At 64.7% G+C, this 16,340-nt stretch carries 13 protein-coding genes; 3 read left to right on the forward strand and 10 right to left on the reverse strand.

The window, feature by feature from the left end; all coding sequences use genetic code 11:
- Window positions 1–106: 106 nt before the first annotated feature.
- Window positions 107–1,741 (reverse strand): alpha-D-glucose phosphate-specific phosphoglucomutase, encoded by a 1,635-nt coding sequence (locus ACYPYD_RS11050; protein WP_459663149.1) that lies wholly within the window; start codon window positions 1,739–1,741, stop codon window positions 107–109.
- A gap of 218 nt (window positions 1,742–1,959) precedes the next feature.
- On the opposite strand from ACYPYD_RS11050, the gene ACYPYD_RS11055 reads away from it, so the two are divergent.
- Window positions 1,960–2,940: a sensor domain-containing diguanylate cyclase gene (locus ACYPYD_RS11055; protein WP_459663151.1), complete on the forward strand. Its 981-nt coding sequence runs from the start codon at window positions 1,960–1,962 to the stop codon at window positions 2,938–2,940.
- Window positions 2,941–2,944: 4 nt separating this feature from the next.
- On the opposite strand, the gene ACYPYD_RS11060 is transcribed toward ACYPYD_RS11055, so the two are convergent.
- Together ACYPYD_RS11060 and ACYPYD_RS11065 are read right to left on the reverse strand one after the other, a co-directional pair.
- A complete protein-coding gene (locus ACYPYD_RS11060) occupies window positions 2,945–3,904 on the reverse strand; it encodes a cytochrome-c peroxidase (RefSeq protein WP_459663153.1) in 960 nt (319 codons plus the stop codon).
- Window positions 3,901–4,446 carry a hypothetical protein gene (locus ACYPYD_RS11065; protein ID WP_459663155.1) on the reverse strand — a complete coding sequence of 182 codons (546 nt, stop codon included), beginning with the start codon at window positions 4,444–4,446 and terminating at the stop codon, window positions 3,901–3,903. Before ACYPYD_RS11065 ends, ACYPYD_RS11060 begins: the two co-directional genes overlap by 4 nt.
- A 125-nt stretch (window positions 4,447–4,571) precedes the next feature.
- On the opposite strand from ACYPYD_RS11065, the gene ACYPYD_RS11070 reads away from it, so the two are divergent.
- A complete protein-coding gene (locus ACYPYD_RS11070; protein ID WP_459663158.1) occupies window positions 4,572–6,605 on the forward strand; it encodes a TonB-dependent receptor plug domain-containing protein in 2,034 nt (677 codons plus the stop codon).
- Here ACYPYD_RS11070 and ACYPYD_RS11075 read toward each other — a convergent pair.
- The 6 genes from ACYPYD_RS11075 to ACYPYD_RS11100 form a co-directional block, all read right to left on the reverse strand.
- Window positions 6,602–7,240, reverse strand: coding sequence for a JAB domain-containing protein (locus tag ACYPYD_RS11075; protein WP_155986143.1), 639 nt, complete (start codon window positions 7,238–7,240; stop codon window positions 6,602–6,604). The two genes, ACYPYD_RS11070 and ACYPYD_RS11075, sit on opposite strands and share 4 nt — an antisense overlap.
- Window positions 7,138–7,668, reverse strand: a complete 531-nt coding sequence (locus tag ACYPYD_RS11080) for a hypothetical protein (protein ID WP_008830960.1) — start codon at window positions 7,666–7,668, stop codon at window positions 7,138–7,140. Before ACYPYD_RS11080 ends, ACYPYD_RS11075 begins: the two co-directional genes overlap by 103 nt.
- Before the next feature lie 36 nt (window positions 7,669–7,704).
- Window positions 7,705–8,043 (reverse strand): hypothetical protein, encoded by a 339-nt coding sequence (locus ACYPYD_RS11085; protein ID WP_008830961.1) that lies wholly within the window; start codon window positions 8,041–8,043, stop codon window positions 7,705–7,707.
- Between the two features lie 84 nt (window positions 8,044–8,127).
- Window positions 8,128–8,703: a helix-turn-helix transcriptional regulator gene (locus ACYPYD_RS11090; protein ID WP_459663161.1), complete on the reverse strand. Its 576-nt coding sequence runs from the start codon at window positions 8,701–8,703 to the stop codon at window positions 8,128–8,130.
- A gap of 169 nt (window positions 8,704–8,872) precedes the next feature.
- Complete coding sequence (gene lepA / locus ACYPYD_RS11095; RefSeq protein WP_069707550.1) at window positions 8,873–10,675, reverse strand: translation elongation factor 4; 1,803 nt, start codon at window positions 10,673–10,675, stop codon at window positions 8,873–8,875.
- A 77-nt stretch (window positions 10,676–10,752) separates the two neighbouring features.
- Window positions 10,753–13,476 carry an EAL domain-containing protein gene (locus ACYPYD_RS11100; protein WP_231958130.1) on the reverse strand — a complete coding sequence of 908 codons (2,724 nt, stop codon included), beginning with the start codon at window positions 13,474–13,476 and terminating at the stop codon, window positions 10,753–10,755.
- A gap of 170 nt (window positions 13,477–13,646) precedes the next feature.
- Between ACYPYD_RS11100 and ACYPYD_RS11105 the strand changes: the two genes are divergently transcribed.
- Window positions 13,647–14,951, forward strand: a complete 1,305-nt coding sequence (locus ACYPYD_RS11105) for an FAD-dependent oxidoreductase (protein ID WP_069707548.1) — start codon at window positions 13,647–13,649, stop codon at window positions 14,949–14,951.
- A 70-nt stretch (window positions 14,952–15,021) separates the two neighbouring features.
- Here ACYPYD_RS11105 and dnaN read toward each other — a convergent pair whose 3' ends face one another.
- On the reverse strand, window positions 15,022–16,140 hold the full coding sequence (gene dnaN, locus ACYPYD_RS11110) for a DNA polymerase III subunit beta (RefSeq protein ID WP_008830966.1): 1,119 nt from the start codon (window positions 16,138–16,140) through the stop codon (window positions 15,022–15,024).
- Window positions 16,141–16,340 lie beyond the last annotated feature (200 nt).

Here is a 16,340-nt window from a genome sequence, read left to right on the forward strand (position 1 = left end):
CTTGATCCGGGACCGCTGGCCATGAACAGCCTACTTTGAAGCGCGCCTCCAAGGTATGCCTAAAGACAGCCACCGGTCCCGGATCAAGTCCGGGACGACGCATGCCTCAAGTGATCACATCCGGCGCCGTCCGCCCCGTATGCGCCGCAATCCCGGCGATCGTCTCAGCAGCAGCGATCTGGTGCTCCAGCATCGCCGACGTCTCCGCGTCGAGATCGCCGAAGCGCGGCTCGTAACGTTCGAGGTACACGCGCAAGGTCGCGCCCTGCGTGCCGGTGCCGGAGAGGCGGAAGACGATGCGGCTTCCGTCCTCGAACAGCACGCGGATACCCTGGTTCGCACTGACCGAACCATCGACGGGATCGGTATAAGAGAAGCTGTCCGCATGGCTGACCGTCAACGGCCCGAAAACAGCGCCCGGCAGCGTATCCAATTGCGTCTTGAGCCCGTCCATCAGCGCATTCGCGCCCTCGGTGGCGATGCCCTCGAAGTCGTGGCGCGTATAGTAGTTGCGACCGTAACGCGCCCAGTGCTCCCGCGCGAGGTCGTCCACGCTGATGCCGCGCACCGCCAGGATGTTGAGCCAAAGCAGAACCGCCCAGAGCCCGTCCTTCTCGCGCACGTGGTCGGAGCCGGTGCCCGCGCTTTCCTCGCCGCAGATCGTGACCTTGCCTGCATCGAGCAGGTTGCCGAAAAACTTCCAGCCAGTCGGCGTCTCGAAGACCGGCACGCCCAGCCCTTCGGCCACGCGGTCCGCCGCGCCGCTGGTCGGCATCGAACGGGCGATGCCCGCCAGCCGCCCGCGATAAGCCGGGGCGATCTCGATGTTGGCCGCCAGCATCGCCAGCGAATCCGAGGGCGTGATGAAGCGCCCGCGCCCGATGATGAGGTTGCGATCCCCGTCCCCGTCCGATGCGGCACCCAGATCGGGCGCGTCTTCGGACATCATCAGATCGTAGAGGTCCTTGGCATGGATCAGGTTGGGGTCGGGGTGGTGCCCGCCGAAGTCTTCCAGCGGCACGCCGTTGACGACGGTGCCGGGCGCGAAGCCGAGGCGGCGTTCCAGGATCTCGACCGCGTAGGGCCCGGTCACCGCGCTCATCGAATCCATGCGCATCGTGAAGCCCGAGGCGACGATCTTGCGGATCGCGTCGAATTCGAACAGTTCCTCCATGAGATCGGCGTAGTCGGCGACCGGGTCGATGACCTGCACGGTCATCGCGCCCACGTGCACCTCTCCAACGGCGTCGAGGTCGATGTCGGGCGCCTCCACCGTCAGCCAGCGATCGATCGTCTTCGTGCGATCCAGCACCGCGCCGGTGACGTTCTCGGGCGCGGGGCCGCCATTGGCGATGTTGTACTTGATGCCGAAGTCCTCGTCCGGCCCGCCGGGGTTGTGGCTGGCCGAGAGCACCAGCCCGCCGCTGGCGCCGTACTTGCGGATCACATGGCTCGCGGCCGGGGTGGAGAGGATGCCGCCCTGCCCCACCAGCACGCGGGCATAACCGTTGGCGGCCGCCATGCGGATCGCCTGCTGGATCACCGTGCGGTTGTGGTAGCGTCCGTCACCACCGATCACCAGCACCGCGCCGGGCTGCGGCTCGACGACGTCGAAGACCGACTGAATGAAGTTCTCGGCATAGCCCGGCTGCTGGAAGACCTTCACCTTCTTGCGCAGGCCCGAAGTGCCGGGCGCCTGACCGTCGAACGGGGTGGTCGGAACTGTGGCGATCTGGGTCAAGGACGGGGTCTCCAATGGTACGGCAACAGGCATGTGCGCAATAGACGACACTTTCGTGTCAGGACGCGTATTGTCAAATGGTTGCTTGCTGCAATGCGGCAGGCGACGCAGGGTTGCAGTCGTTCCGAGTTCATTAACTATCGACTATGTAAATAGCCGAGGATCGAACCCTTGCCCCTGCGCCTAGGACCTCGGCGCGCCGCACGAGTACTTGCCGGATGCATGCCCAGACCGCCCTGGCCGAAGAACCCGCCCGCCTCGCCGCCCTGCAACGCCTCGCCATTCTCGATACGCCGCGCGAAGAGGCGTTCGACAATGTCGTGAACCTCGTGCGCACGGTGCTGGGCGTGCCGATCTCCGCCGTCACGCTGGTGGACAAGGACCGCCAGTGGTTCAAGGCGATCGAGGGCATCGACGCCACCGAGACCCCGCGCAGCGAATCGTTCTGCGCCTACGCCATCCAGCAGCACGCCCCCTTGCTCATCCCCGACGCCACACAGGACCCGCGCGTTGCCGACTACCCCGCAGTGCTGCAGGACCCGCACGTGCGCGCCTATGCGGGCGTGCCGCTGGTGACGTCCGACGGCTACAATGTCGGCGCACTGTGCGCGGTCGATACCAAGACCCGCGAATTCACCGACGGCGAACTCGACATCCTGCGCAACTTCGCGCGGATCGTCGTCAACGAGATGGAACTGCGCCGCATCGCCGAGCGCGACCAGTTGACCGGCGCCCTCACCCGGCGCGGCTTCATCGAGAAGGCGAACCAGGAGATCGCGCGGTACCATCGCTACGGCCGCGCTGCTTCGCTGGTGCTGATCGACGTCGATCACTTCAAGTCCGTCAACGACACCTGGGGCCATCCCGCCGGAGACGCCGTCCTGCGCGATCTTGCCGCGACGCTGGGCGCGGCGGGCCGCTCCGCCGACGTGCTCGGCCGTCTCGGAGGCGAGGAATTCGCGATGATGCTGCCGGAAACCGGCGTGGGTGAAGCGCTTGCCGCCGCCGAACGGTTCCGCGCCGCGATCGAGGCGCGCCCTATCGTGGTCGCCCCGACGCGGACGATCGCAGTCACCGCCAGCTTCGGCATCGCCGCGCTCGATCAAGGCACAACCGTCGCCGAGGAATGGATCGCCCGCGCCGATGGTCCGCTTTACGAGGCCAAGCGCGGGGGCCGTAACCGCTGCGTCGTCGCCTGACGGATCAGGACGCGTCGCAAGCCTTGCCCGGCCGGGCGTAGCGCGGGTCTGCGCCCACCGCCCTATCGGTCAGGGCATTGAGGAACGCTTCGATGTCCGCCGTCTCGGCGGGCGACAGTCTCGTGCCATGGCGCGCGATGGCTTCGGTCATGGTGTCCGCGCTGCCGTCGTGGAGATAGGGCGCGGTCAGAGCGACATTGCGCAGCGAGGGCGTGCGGAACTTCCCGCGATCCTCCACCCGGCCAGTGGCACGCGCAAGGCCGAAGTCGCCGTTCGAAGGATCTGCCGGCGCTCCCGGCAGGCGGTGGAAGGCAAAGTCGGTGAACTCGCGGCCCGAGTGGCACCCGGCGCACTCGCCTTTCCCGCGAAACAGCGCCTCTCCGCGCGCGGCTGCTTCGTCCAGCACCGGGCCGCCCGCAGCAGCATGGTCCCAGTCGGTCTCGTGGCTGACGATCGTGCGCTGAAACGCTGCCAGCGCGGCCGATACCGAGGTAAAGTCAATCCGCCCGCGCGTCGCCGGGAACGCCGCCTTGAACAGCTTGCGATAGCAGGGATTGGCCGAGAGGCGGCGCGTCAGTTCGGCTTCCTGCCCCTTCATGCCCATTTCGACCGGGTCTTCGCCGGCAATCGGCACCAGCGCCTGCTGCTCGAGCGTGGCCAGCGAGGGATTGCCCCAGGTCAGCGGCGAAAAGCTGCCGACGTTTACCAGCGACGGCACGTTGCGCAGGCCCGGCTCGCCATGCGCGCCCGGGTGCGCGCGCACGCCGTCGGCAAAGCTGTGGCGCGGATCGTGGCACGTCGCGCAAGACAGCGTGCCGTTGATCGAGAGATCGCCATCATGGAACAGCCGCCGTCCGAGCGCGACTTGCGCATCGAGATTGCCCCGGCCGTCGCGCGCCATCCCTGCCCCGGCCGCAAGGACGAGGCTCGACAGCAGCAACGCCCAGCCCCCTGTATGCCTCATCGGACGGGAGCGACCATCACCGTAAGCACCTGTTCGCCATTGGCCGCGATCTGCAGCAGATGGCGACCAGCCGGAAGATCGTACTCGACCATCTTGGCGATGCCCGAGCAATCCGGCCCATGACCATGCGCTACCGATGGCACCGCCTTGCCCTCGACGATCACATCGACCCATGAACGCCCGCTCTGCGCCACGCGGTAGCGACCGGCAGCAGCGACGTCGAACGCAAAGAGCCCGCCGAAACTGACAGAACCGCCCGGCTTTCCGGGCTCGATCACGTACGTGACCTTCGGCGTCGGCGCGAGCGCGGCATCGGCAGCGACACCCTGCTCCAGCAGCGCCTTGGCCGCGCCGCTTGCCTTGACCGCCGCCTTCACCGGTCGATGTGCTGCACTCCATCCCGCAAGATCGGCCGGAACAGCAGCAGGCGCGGCGCAGGCGGCATGATCGTGGCCCGTCATCGCCCCGGGCATCGGCTCGGCCGCCTGCGCGGAACCTGTCGCCGCGATCGCAAGAAGAAGTGCGCCGAAGGTGCGTGTCATGATCATGGCTCCGTGCCCATTCTATGTTTCATGGAATATATTTGTGTACTGCCCGATGTAATTATGTACGGCGGGATACAGATTCGTTCCAAGCGCGAATCTTCAGAAGGTTCAAGGGGGATAATATGAAGTATGCGATCACCGCGGCGCTCGCCGCGTCGCTGGTCTGCGTGGCAGCGCCCGCATTCGCCGCTGATGACACCGACAATACTTTCGGCCTCGGCCAGATCGTCGTCACCGCGCCGCGCACGGGGAACGGCGACATTACCGCCTCCACCGTCAATGCCGAGGCGATCTACGATTTCTCGCGCGATACTCTGGATGAAGCGGTCAAGCTGATCCCCGGCGTCACCTCGGGCCTCTCGGGCAATTCGCGCAACGAGCGGCTGATCTACGTGCGCGGCTTCGACCGTTACCAGGTGCCGTTGTCGATCGACGGCATCCGCGTCTACCTGCCCGCCGACGGACGCCTCGACTACGGCCGCTTCCTGACGCCCGACGTCGCCGAGATCCAGGTCGCCAAGGGTTATGTCTCGGTGCTCAACGGTCCGGGCGCGATGGGCGGCGCGGTCAACCTCGTCACCCGCAAGCCGCAGAAGGAATTCGACGCCGAGGCGCGCTTCAGCCTGAACCTCGACAACGACGTGGACTATGCGGGCTACACCGGCTTCGTCTCGCTCGGCACGCGGCAGGAGAAGTGGTACGCGCAGGCCAGCTACGCGCGCAACTTCACCGATCACTGGGACCTTTCGAACAAGTTCGATGCCACCCACAACGAAGACGGCGGCGAACGTGACCTGTCCCGCTCGGAAGACTGGCGCGTAAACGCCAAGATCGGCTTCACCCCCAACGCCACCGATGAATACGCGATCAGTTTTACGCGGCAGGAGGGCGAGAAGCTCGCACCGCTCCACGTCTCCGACCTGACCGGCCTGCGTTACTGGACCTGGCCATACTGGAACCTGCAGAACGTCTACTTCCTCTCGACCACGCAACTGGGCGAGATCGCGACGCTGCGCACGCGCGCCTATTACAACACTTTCAAAAACAGCCTCGACAGCTTCGACAACGCCAATCTGAACACCCAGACGCGCGGCAGTTCGTTCAACAGCGCCTATAGCGACCGTGCCTACGGCGGCTCCGCCCAGCTGGACCTCAACCCCAGCGAGGCCGAGCGACTGAGCGTCTCGTTCCACTACCGCAACGACCGCCACCGCGAGATCCAGCAGGGCTTCCCTTCCGGCACATGGGAACCCTGGCAGACCACGATCGAGGAAACCTACAGCGCCGCGATCGAGAACGGCTACAAACTGACGCCGCAGTTGGAACTGGTCGTGGGTGCCAGCTACGACTGGCGCGACCTGCGCCGCGCCGAAGACTACACCTCGGGCGCTTTCGTCTACTACGACCTGCGCAACGGCGATGCGTGGAATGCACAAGGGCAACTGCTCTGGACGCCCGATGAGGCGACCACCGTGCACCTGTCGGTCTCCTCGCGTGCGCGCTTCCCGACCATCTTCGAGCGCTTCAGCACCCGCTTCGGCGGCGCCACCTCCAACCCCGACCTCAAGGCCGAACGCGCCACGCAAGTCGAACTGGGCGGCACACGCCAGTTCGGAGCGTTGCGCATCGAAGCTTCGGGCTGGTACGCCAAGGTCGATGACGCGATCGTCTCGTTCCCGTTCATCTACCAGGGCCAGTCCACCGCGCAGAGCCGCAACGTCGGCTCGGGCGATTACTACGGCGCCGACATCTCCGCGACCGCGCAGATCGCCGAGACGCTGCGTGTCGGCGCCAACTACGGCTGGGTGCATCGCAAGCTGAACGACCCCACGCTGTCGCGGATCACCTCGTTCCACATCACCGGCGTGCCCGAGCATTCGGGCTTCGTCTGGGCCGAGTGGTCGCCTATTCCGGCGCTGCGCATCCTGCCGAGCCTCGACGTCGCGTCGAAGCGCTGGACCGTAAACACCGCGGGAACCCGCTACTACCAGACCGGCAATTATGCACTGGCCAACCTGCGCGTGGACTTCGACGTGACCGAATGGGCCACCCTGGGCCTCGGCGGACGCAACCTGTTCGACGAGAACTACACCACCGTCGATGGCTACCCCGAGCAGGGACGCACCCTCTTCGTCAGCCTGCGCCTGAAGAACTAGAAAATCCCCATGGTCCTCATGCTGGCAACCGCATTGCCAGCAACGATGCAATGGTCGTCGAGCCGTATCTCCAGTGGCTCGACGATTTGCCTGAACCTGGCGGTGGCGGCGATGTCGTCAGCGCTGGGACGGGCTGCTCCAGACGGGTGATTATGCGCCAGTACGATGCGCCTGGCGTCAAGATCGAAGGCGCGGCGGACCGTCCGGCGCAGCGGGATCAGGCACTCTGTCCGTCTGCCGCCGGTGTAGAGGTCTTCGGCGATGTAGATGCCCTCGCCATTAAAATAGAAGACCTGCACGCACTCCTCGCGCCGGCAACCCAGTCGATTGACGAGGTAGCGCCTGAACTCGGCTGATCCGGTATCCAGTGGCAAGCCGCGCATCGCCTCGCGGGAAGCCGCTTCGGCAAGACGGCGGGCCGCCACGATCGCATCGGCGAGCCAGGCACTGGACGGGCCATCGTCGCCCATGGCCTGCCGCAGGGATTCGAGCGATGCGGAATAGATCGTACGCAGCGACCCGAAATGCCCGATCAGGCGCCCGGCAATATCCTCGCCGGCGTCTCCAGCGTAGGGAGCGAGGAGCGCCGCCAGGATGGATACTTGCCCAGCCTCGTGCGCCGCGACATGTGACATACCACGCCCAGCAGCATCGCCACGAACTGGATGTAGGAGGGCGTCACCGCCATGGCGTCGTAAGCGAAGGTGTTGATCTCCTCCAGCGCCAAACGGTAGAAATGCCCGAACATCGCTATGATCTGCGCACCAGCTATCCATAACGGATATATCCGGTTGGCATGAAGCGCGACGACGTACATGCCCGCCATCGCCAGCGCATCGATGCACAAGTGCCCGACGTTGGCATGACGCCAGATGATCGAGCCGCCAATCGCAAGGTGATGCAGCTTGTCGATTGCCCCCATGCCGAAGAGCGCCCCCGAAAGGACGCACTCCGGCGCAGGCATCCTGCGCGCCAGGCAGTAGAGGAAGAGCAGCGCATAGACGGCAAGCTGAATCTTGTCCTTGTGAAACCACAGGATTTCCAGCCAGGAATGCTCAGGCATGTCGCCTCCGCATTCCCGGCCGGACGGCATGGAATATCAGGCGCTGCGGAGCATCGGCTCTGCCACGGCGAGGCCGCTTTCCTTCGGGCAGGTGCCTGCGTCGTCCGTGATCGCCTTCACTTCGAGACCGACACCGCGCAGTTCCTGATGGACGCGGATCATGTCGTTCTGGCTTTCGATCAGCGTACGCTGAGCCTTGGCGAGGCGCATCAGTGCGGTCTGGCCAGTGAAGGTCTCCACCCCGTCCGCCTGACGGGCCAGCAGCATCGATTCCATCAGCCGCGCAGAAGCGAGAAGCGCGGAGTCGAGCGAAAGTTCGGCCTCGGGAAGCTGGCGGGCGATCCGGGCGGTAGCGGCAGCAATGGTCATCGACATGGCAATATTCCCCCTGACGCGGGACCGGCTCGGCGGACGCGCCACAAACACAGGTTTGGGGAGGCTGGAACAAGGCCGTTCCGATCAGATCAGATCGGCCAGCGCACGAACGACGCCAAGACCCACCATCGCCACCAGAAGCATACCCCCGGCGATGGCGACCATGGCGGCTGTCCGGCTTAGCCCGGCATTTGCCCCATCGAGCACCTCCGGGACGATCTGGCCGTAAGTCTCGCGCTGCCAGGGCGCCGTGACCGTGTAGGTCATGGCATCCGAGAGAGCGAGGCTTGCCGCCGGTTCGTCCTGAGCCCTGACTGATGCATCGGGCAGCACTTCCGGAACCTGAGGAATCTTATCTGGTATTGGATTACAGGGTGCGTCCTGATCCAGCAGATATTGCCTGTAGGTCCGCGCCAGTTCGGCGCGCGGCGGAGAGCCGGCTCGGATACGCACGCCCTCGATCCGCTGGTTCACGGCGCTTTCGGAGATGCCCAGTTCCCAGGCGATTTCCTTGCTGGTCCGATTTTCGGATACGAATCGCAGCACTTCATGCTGCTTGGGGGTCAGTCCGGGGAAGACATGCTGAAGCCCTGCGCCCTGCACGCGATTCGCTCCATGCTCGTTGAGATTTCTGTCCGCCATACTTTGCCAGCGACCCACCCGGCTCCGCCTTAAAACTAACCAACGATACTACGCAGCCGCAATCATAAACATAGTTAGTCAATATTTTACCATAAAAACATCGGGTTCCGAGGTAACAACGCGAAAAGGCCCGGCAACCGCCGGTGCGGTTGCCGGGCCTTTTCGCGGCCTCTCCGGCAAGTGGAGCTTATTCCTCGCCCATGCGCAGCGCAGCAATGAAGGCTTCCTGCGGAATCTGGACATTGCCATATTCACGCATGCGCTTCTTGCCTTCCTTCTGCTTGTCGAGGAGCTTCTTCTTGCGGCTGATGTCGCCGCCATAGCACTTGGCCGTAACGTCCTTGCGCATGGCGCTGATCGTCTCGCGCGCGATGACCTTGGCGCCGATCGCGGCCTGGATCGGCACCTTGAACATATGACGGGGGATCAGTTCCTTCAGCCGCTCGACCAGCGCGCGCCCGCGCGGCTCGGCCTGACTGCGGTGAACGATCATCGACAGCGCATCGACCGGCTCGTTGTTGACGAGAATGTTCATCATCACGAGGTCACCCTCCTGAAGCCCGGTCTGCTCGTAGTCGAAGCTGGCGTAGCCGCGGCTGATCGACTTGAGGCGGTCGTAGAAGTCGAACACAACTTCGTTCAGCGGCAAGTCGTAGGTCACCTGCGCACGGCCGCCGACGTACGTGAGGTCCTTCTGGATGCCGCGGCGATCCTGGCACAGCTTGAGGATCGAGCCGAGGTATTCGTCGGGCGTGTAGATCACCGCCTTGATCCACGGCTCCTCCATGAAGTCGATCTTCACGGGATCGGGCATGTCGGACGGATTGTGCAGTTCCTTGATCGACCCGTCGGTCATCGTCAGGCGATAGACCACCGAAGGCGCCGTGGTGATGAGATCGAGGTCGTACTCGCGGCTCAGGCGCTCCTGGATGATCTCCAGGTGCAGCAGGCCAAGGAAGCCGCAGCGGAAGCCGAAGCCCAGCGCCGCGCTCGATTCCATCTCGAAGCTGAACGAAGCATCGTTGAGGCGCAGTTTGCCGATCGATTCGCGCAGCTTCTCGAAGTCGTTGGCATCGACCGGGAACAGGCCGCAGAACACCACGGGCTGCACTTCCTTGTAGCCCGGCAGCGCCTGCGTGGCGCCCCCCTTCACCGTGGTGATGGTGTCACCGACCTTGGCCTGTTCGACTTCCTTGATCTGCGCGGTGATGAAGCCGATCTCGCCGGGGCCGAGTTCGGGCAGGTCGATGCGCTTGGGCGTGAAGCAGCCGACGCGATCGACGAGGTGGTCGGTGCCGCCCTGCATGAACTTGACGGGCAAGCCCTTCTTAATGACACCGTCGATGACGCGGACCAGAATGACGACGCCGAGGTACGGGTCGTACCACGAATCGACCAGCATCGCCTTCAGCGGCTTGTCGCGCTCGCCCTTGGGCGGCGGGATCTTCTTGACGACGGCTTCGAGCACTTCGGCGATGCCGATGCCCGACTTGGCGCTGGCCATGACCGCCTCGGAAGCGTCGATGCCGATCACTTCCTCGATCTCGTTGCGCACCTTCTCCGGCTCTGCTGCGGGCAGGTCGATCTTGTTGATGACCGGCACGATCTCGTGGTTGTGCTCGATCGACTGGTAGACGTTCGCCAGCGTCTGCGCTTCCACGCCCTGCGCGGCGTCCACCACCAGCAATGCGCCTTCGCAGGCGGCAAGGCTGCGGCTGACTTCGTAAGCGAAATCGACGTGGCCCGGCGTGTCCATGAGGTTCAGCTCATACGTCAGGCCATCGGAGGCGGTGTAGTTCAGGCGCACGGTCTGCGCCTTGATCGTGATGCCGCGTTCCTTCTCGATATCCATGTTGTCGAGCACCTGCGCGCTCATCTCGCGCTCGGACAGGCCGCCGGTGGTCTGGATCAGACGGTCGGCGAGCGTCGACTTGCCGTGGTCGATATGGGCAATGATGCTGAAATTACGGATCTGCGCGAGTTCGGTCATGGAAGCGCCGTTAGAGCATTTTACGCCGGTGTGAAATCACCTCCGGCGCGGGAAAATGCGAAAAAGTACGCAAGGCGTCACGCTGTACGGCGTAGCGGTGCCGTCTCCGACTTCTCGCGCCTCGGCCGGACCGGCGTGAACAGGACCGCGCCATTGCCGTCGAGTTCCAGCGGCTGCCCGAACTCGAGCCCCATGCGGTCCTCCTTGCACCAGCGCGAGGTCGCCATGACGACATAGTCATCCGCCAGATGCACACCGAATGTCGTTCCCACCGGCACGTTCCACAGGCCCTCGATCATCGCGCCGTGCTGCGAGATGTTGCGAATGGTGCCTTCGTAACTGTGCGGTCCATGTTCCAGCGCGACCTTGCGCAGCATCGTCTGCCGCGTCGCGCGGGCCGAACGCGGGCCTTTCGCCACGGCTATGAGGCCGTCGGCCAGTTGCGCCAGAACGCTCTGTGCATTGAGTGGTCGCTCGTAGATGTAGCCCTGCACGTGACTGCAGCCCAGCATGCGCACGAGGTCCAGTTCGTCCAGCGTTTCGACGCCTTCCGCAGTCGTCTCCATGCCGAGCGCCTCGGCAAGGTTGACGATCGAGGAGATGATCGCCCCGTTGCGGCTGCCCTGGATGGTGGCGCCCCGCACGAAGCTCTGGTCGATCTTGATCTTGTCGAACGGCGCCTTCTTCAGATAGCCGAGCGAGGAATAGCCCGTCCCGAAGTCGTCGAGCGCCAGCCGCACGCCGAGGTTCTTGAGCGCGGAGAACATTGCCTCGGTGGTCCTGTCGTCGCCGAGGAACACGCTCTCGGTGATCTCCAATTCCAGGCGCCCGGGCGAGACGCCTGCAGCGGCGATCGCGCTGGTGACGATGGCCGGCAGTGCGGGGTTGGCGAACTGCAGCGGCGAGACGTTGACCGCGACGCGCACCTCTTCCGGCCACTTTGCAAGATCGGCGCAGGCGGTGCGCAAGGCCCACTCGCCGATCTGCGCGACGAGGCCGGTCTCCTCGGCCACCGGCACGAACTTGGCCGGCGAGATATAGCCGTGCACCGGATGGTTCCAGCGCAGCAGCGCCTCGAAACCGGTGATCTTCTCGCTCGTGGTGCGCACTTGCGGCTGATAATGCAGTTCGAGAGACCCGCTGGCGATGGCGTCGCGCAAGTCCTGCTCAAGCTGTTGGCGCTCCTTGGCGTCGGAGTGCAGGTCCTCATCGTAGAAGTGATGCCGCCCGCGTCCGCCGCCCTTGGCCGCGTAAAGCGCGAGGTCCGCGTTGCGGATGAGTGCATCCGAGGTCATGCCGTCATCGGGGCACAGTGCGATGCCGACCGAGGCGCCGATGGTCACCCGCGCACCTTCGATGGTGTAGGGCTGCGACAGGTTCTCGATAATGCGGCGCGCCAGATGAGCCAGACCCTCGCGGTTCTGCGCGCCGTGGAGGATCACCTGGAACTCGTCGCCACCGAGGCGCCCGACGCGGCCGCGATCGCCCACGGTATTGCTCAGTCGTTCGGCGACCTGCTTGAGCAAGGCGTCGCCCGCCGGGTGCCCCATGGTGTCGTTGACCGCCTTGAAGCGGTCGAGGTCGAGCAGGAATACCGCACAGGCGCGGGTCTCTATGCGCGGGCTGGTCAGGATCTTCTCCAGCCACTCCGACATCTGGAAGCGGTTGGCCAGCTTGGTGAGCGAATCGAACCGGGCTAGCTGCGTGACGTGTGCCTGCGAGCGACGCTTTTCGGTCAGATCCGTGCCCGACCCACGGAAGCCCATGAAATTGTTGAACTGGTCGAGCACGGGGCGACCGGAGATCGACCACCAGCGCTCGTCCTTCTCGCCCGTCGCAGCACGCACGCCCAGGTCCTGGAACGAGGAGCGCGTGTTGAGATGGAACACCAGTGTGCGCTCCCCCTCCTGCCCCGCAGCTTCCAGCATGAACATGCCGGTGAAGGGCTTACCCTCCATCTCGGACACGGTGCTGCCCAACAAGGCGGCGATGCTCCGGGTCACATACGTGATCTTGCCCTGACGGTCGGTCTCCCAGAACCAGCCTTGCCCGGTCTGCTCGTACTCATGAAGCAATTGTTCGGCGCGGCGCTGCTCGCGCTCGCGCTCTGCATGGCGATTCGATTGCGACGACGCGGTACGCGCCTGCCGGATCGCCATGAGCAGGCCGATCACCGTGCCTACCGTCAGCAGTGTGAACGAGGCCATCGAGCCAGCGTGGAGCGAGCCGCCCCCCCATAGCCCTATCGTCGCGGCAATGATCGAGGTCAGTCGATTCTCCAGCAACGCCGTCGCCATCAACACGACGATGACGAAGATATTGACCGTCACCTCCCAGCCAAGGTGCGGGTGCAGGTTTGTCCAGCGCGCCGCTCCGAAGCCGAACAGCATCATCGGCAGCAGGATCGCGACGAACAGCAGCGGATAGCGCTGCCATCCATTGTGAACCACCCTGCGCTCCATGCGCGCATAGATCGAAGCAGGCAGGCACAGCGCCATGCCGAGGGCCATGCACAGGCCTGCCACCATGTCCGGCAATGTCCCGGATATAAGGCCCATCAGTAGCGCACTGACAAGCAGCGCCGGCCCCATCAGGACCCAGCGGCGACACGTGAAATAATGGAGGCAGTCTCCGGCATCGGGCCGCCCGCTCCATCGGGCGAACCCCGCGAAGGGGGAGGACGCAGCGGGTGCGGCATTGCCGTGCGAATCGTTCTTCGCCTCCTGCGCTGCGGGCAGAAGCCCTCGCTCGGCGCCCGAATGCGCCGCCTGTCGTTCGCCACGCAGACCCGGTTTCTTCATGCCCGCAACCATGCCTTTGCCGCCGTTGCGAAACCGTTAAGCGAGACGACCGCAATCGATCGGGCAACGATCCGGAATCCGAAGCATTTCACTTGATACCGCTTCGTCGCCGTGCTTGCTTCCATTCAACCGGCCGGCAACGAAGTCGGCCAGATACGGGAGACATAGCCATGCGGCACATCGCCATCGTCGGATCCGGCCCGGCGGGCTACTACACCGCCGAAGCCGCACTCAAGCAGTGGGGCGACGAGGTGCACGTCGATATATTCGACACTTTGCCCGTGCCCTTCGGTCTGATCCGCACCGGCGTCGCGCCCGACCATCAATCGATCAAGGCGGTCGCCCGTCGCTATGAAAACACGGCGCTCACCCGCAACGTCCGATTCGTCGGCAACGTGATGCTCGGCCGCGACGTGACGGTCGCCGAATTGCAGGACCTTTACGACGCCGTGGTCCTGGCCACCGGCGCGCCGCACGATCGCAAGCTCGGCCTCCCCGGTGAGCAATTGCCGGGCGTCTTCGGCTCCGCCGCGTTCGTCGGCTGGTACAACGGCCATCCGCAGTTTACCGGACTCGACCCGCAACTGGACCACGACACCGCCGTCATCGTCGGCAACGGCAATGTCGCGCTCGACGTGGCGCGTATCCTCGCCAAGTCGGAGGCGGAGTTCGCGGGGTCTGACATCGTCGCCCATGCCCTCGCCGCCCTGCACAATTCGGCGGTGCGGCGCATCGTGATCCTCGGGCGACGCGGACCGCACCAGATCGCGATGACACCCAAGGAACTGGGCGAACTCGCCAAGCTGGAACGTGCGCACCCCGTAGTGGATCCCGCCGACCTGCCTCCGCTGGAAGCCGACGCAGGCCTCGATACGGGGCTTCGCAAATCCCTCGGTCTGCTGCGCGCCTTCGCGACCAACCAGAACCCGCGCGCCGATGACGTCACGGTCGAATTCGACTTCTTCGCTGCCCCGAAGGCCATCCTCGGCGACACCCATGTCGAAGCGGTGGAAGTGGAACGCACCCGCCTGGAGAACGGCAAGGCCATCGGCACGGGAGAAACCTATCGCATCCCTGCCGGGATCGTCGTCGCCTGCATCGGCTATCAGACTTCGCCGATCCCCGACGTGCCCTATGACGAGCAGGGCGGCCGTTTCGCCAACATCGAAGGCCGCATCGCCCCCGGTCTCTACTGTGTGGGCTGGGCAAGGCGCGGGCCGACCGGGACGATCGGCACCAACCGCCCGGACGGATTTGCCATCGTCGAGAAGATCGCGGCGGACATGAAGGGCGATTCCGGCAAACCAGGCCGCCCTGGCTTCGATGCCCTCGCGGAACAGCGCGGCATCCAGGTCGTCAAGTTCACCGACTGGCAGAAGATCGACGAAGCCGAAGTCGCCGCTGCCCGCGATGGCGCCCCGCGCGAGAAGTTCGTCGAACTGGAAAAGATGATCGAGGCCACCGGACGGGCCTGAACCCTTAGCCATGACAAAGAAAAAGGGCCGGAGCTTTCGCCCCGGCCCTTTTCTTTGCCTGCCGTGAAGGTCAGACGCGCATCGGCATCAGCACGTAGAGCGCGGGGCTCTTGTCGTCCTGACGGATCAGCGTCGGCGCGGCCGCATCGGCAAGGTGGAGTTCCACCGTGTCGCCGTCGATCTGACCGAGGATGTCCTTGAGGTAATTGGCGTTGAAGCCAATCTCGAAGCCTTCAGCGGCGTACTGCGCGGGCACTTCCTCGGCCGCCGTGCCATTGTCGGGCGAGGTGACCGACAGGGTGATCCGGTCGCTGTCCAGCGCCATCTTCACCGCGCGGGTCTTCTCGGTGGCGATGGTCGCCACGCGGTCCACGCCCTGGAAGAAGCTCTTGGGATCGACCTTGAGCAGCTTGTCGTTCCCCGTCGGGATGACGCGGGTGTAGTCCGGGAAGGTGCCGTCGATCAGCTTGCTGGTCAGTACCACACCGTGCTCGCCGCCCAGCGTGAAGCGGATCTTGCTGGCCGACAGGTCGACGAGGACGTTGGTGTCCAGCGCCTCTTCGAGCAGCTTGCGCAGTTCGCCTACGCATTTGCGCGGCACGATCACGTCGGGCATGCCTTCCGAGCCGTCCGGACGGGCGATGGTGAAGCGCGCCAGACGGTGACCGTCAGTGGCGGCGGCCTTCAGTTCCTCGTCGCTGACGTGCAGGAAGATACCGTTGAGGTAGTAGCGCGTCTCTTCGGTCGAGATCGCGAAGCGGGTGCGGTCGATCAGCTGAGCCAGGGTGGCGGCGGGCACCTCGAAGCTGGTCGGCAGTTCGCCTTCCGCGATCATCGGGAAGTCGTCGCGCGGCAGCGTCGGCAGCTGGAAGCGGCTGCGACCGGCCTTCACGACCATGCGGTTGTCCGCCGAATCGAGGCTGACTTGGCTGCCCTCGGGCAGCTTGCGCGCGATGTCGAACAGCAGATGCGCCGAGACGGTGATCGCACCGGCCTGCTCCACCGAAACCGCGCTCAGCGTTTCCACGACCTGCAGGTCGAGGTCGGTCGCCATGATCTTGAGCGCACCGCCGGCGGCGGCCTCGATCAGCACGTTCGAGAGGATCGGAATGGTATTGCGGCGCTCGACGACCGACTGCACGTGGGAAAGGCAGCGCAGCAGCGTGGAACGTTCGATAGTGGCCTTCATGACAGCCTCAAGTCCCCCTTGGTCGGGCACGGGATAAGGATATCCCTTAAATTCGGACGACTATCTCTAACGGGAGTCGGGGCAGCGGCAAGCTGGAAGTGGCCGAAATACGGCGAATCTGGGGATAAATCGGGGGTTTGCGGCCCAATCGATCCCGCTAGTTGCCATATAGACGTCATTGCGAGCGAAGCGAAGCAACA

It is taken from the genome of Novosphingobium sp. 11B (assembly GCF_054589055.1).

What these genes read in the sequence shown, in the direction of transcription:
- ACYPYD_RS11055 (WP_459663151.1), top strand. Translation starts at nt 1,960, where the DNA reads ATGCATGCCCAGACCGCCCTGGCCGAAGAACCCGCCCGCCTCGCCGCC.
- ACYPYD_RS11060 (WP_459663153.1), bottom strand. Translation starts at nt 3,904, where the DNA reads ATGAGGCATACAGGGGGCTGGGCGTTGCTGCTGTCGAGCCTCGTCCTT.
- ACYPYD_RS11065 (WP_459663155.1), bottom strand. Translation starts at nt 4,446, where the DNA reads ATGACACGCACCTTCGGCGCACTTCTTCTTGCGATCGCGGCGACAGGT.
- ACYPYD_RS11070 (WP_459663158.1), top strand. Translation starts at nt 4,572, where the DNA reads ATGAAGTATGCGATCACCGCGGCGCTCGCCGCGTCGCTGGTCTGCGTG.
- ACYPYD_RS11075 (WP_155986143.1), bottom strand. Translation starts at nt 7,240, where the DNA reads ATGTCACATGTCGCGGCGCACGAGGCTGGGCAAGTATCCATCCTGGCG.
- ACYPYD_RS11080 (WP_008830960.1), bottom strand. Translation starts at nt 7,668, where the DNA reads ATGCCTGAGCATTCCTGGCTGGAAATCCTGTGGTTTCACAAGGACAAG.
- ACYPYD_RS11085 (WP_008830961.1), bottom strand. Translation starts at nt 8,043, where the DNA reads ATGTCGATGACCATTGCTGCCGCTACCGCCCGGATCGCCCGCCAGCTT.
- lepA (WP_069707550.1), bottom strand. Translation starts at nt 10,675, where the DNA reads ATGACCGAACTCGCGCAGATCCGTAATTTCAGCATCATTGCCCATATC.
- ACYPYD_RS11100 (WP_231958130.1), bottom strand. Translation starts at nt 13,476, where the DNA reads ATGAAGAAACCGGGTCTGCGTGGCGAACGACAGGCGGCGCATTCGGGC.
- ACYPYD_RS11105 (WP_069707548.1), top strand. Translation starts at nt 13,647, where the DNA reads ATGCGGCACATCGCCATCGTCGGATCCGGCCCGGCGGGCTACTACACC.
- dnaN (WP_008830966.1), bottom strand. Translation starts at nt 16,140, where the DNA reads ATGAAGGCCACTATCGAACGTTCCACGCTGCTGCGCTGCCTTTCCCAC.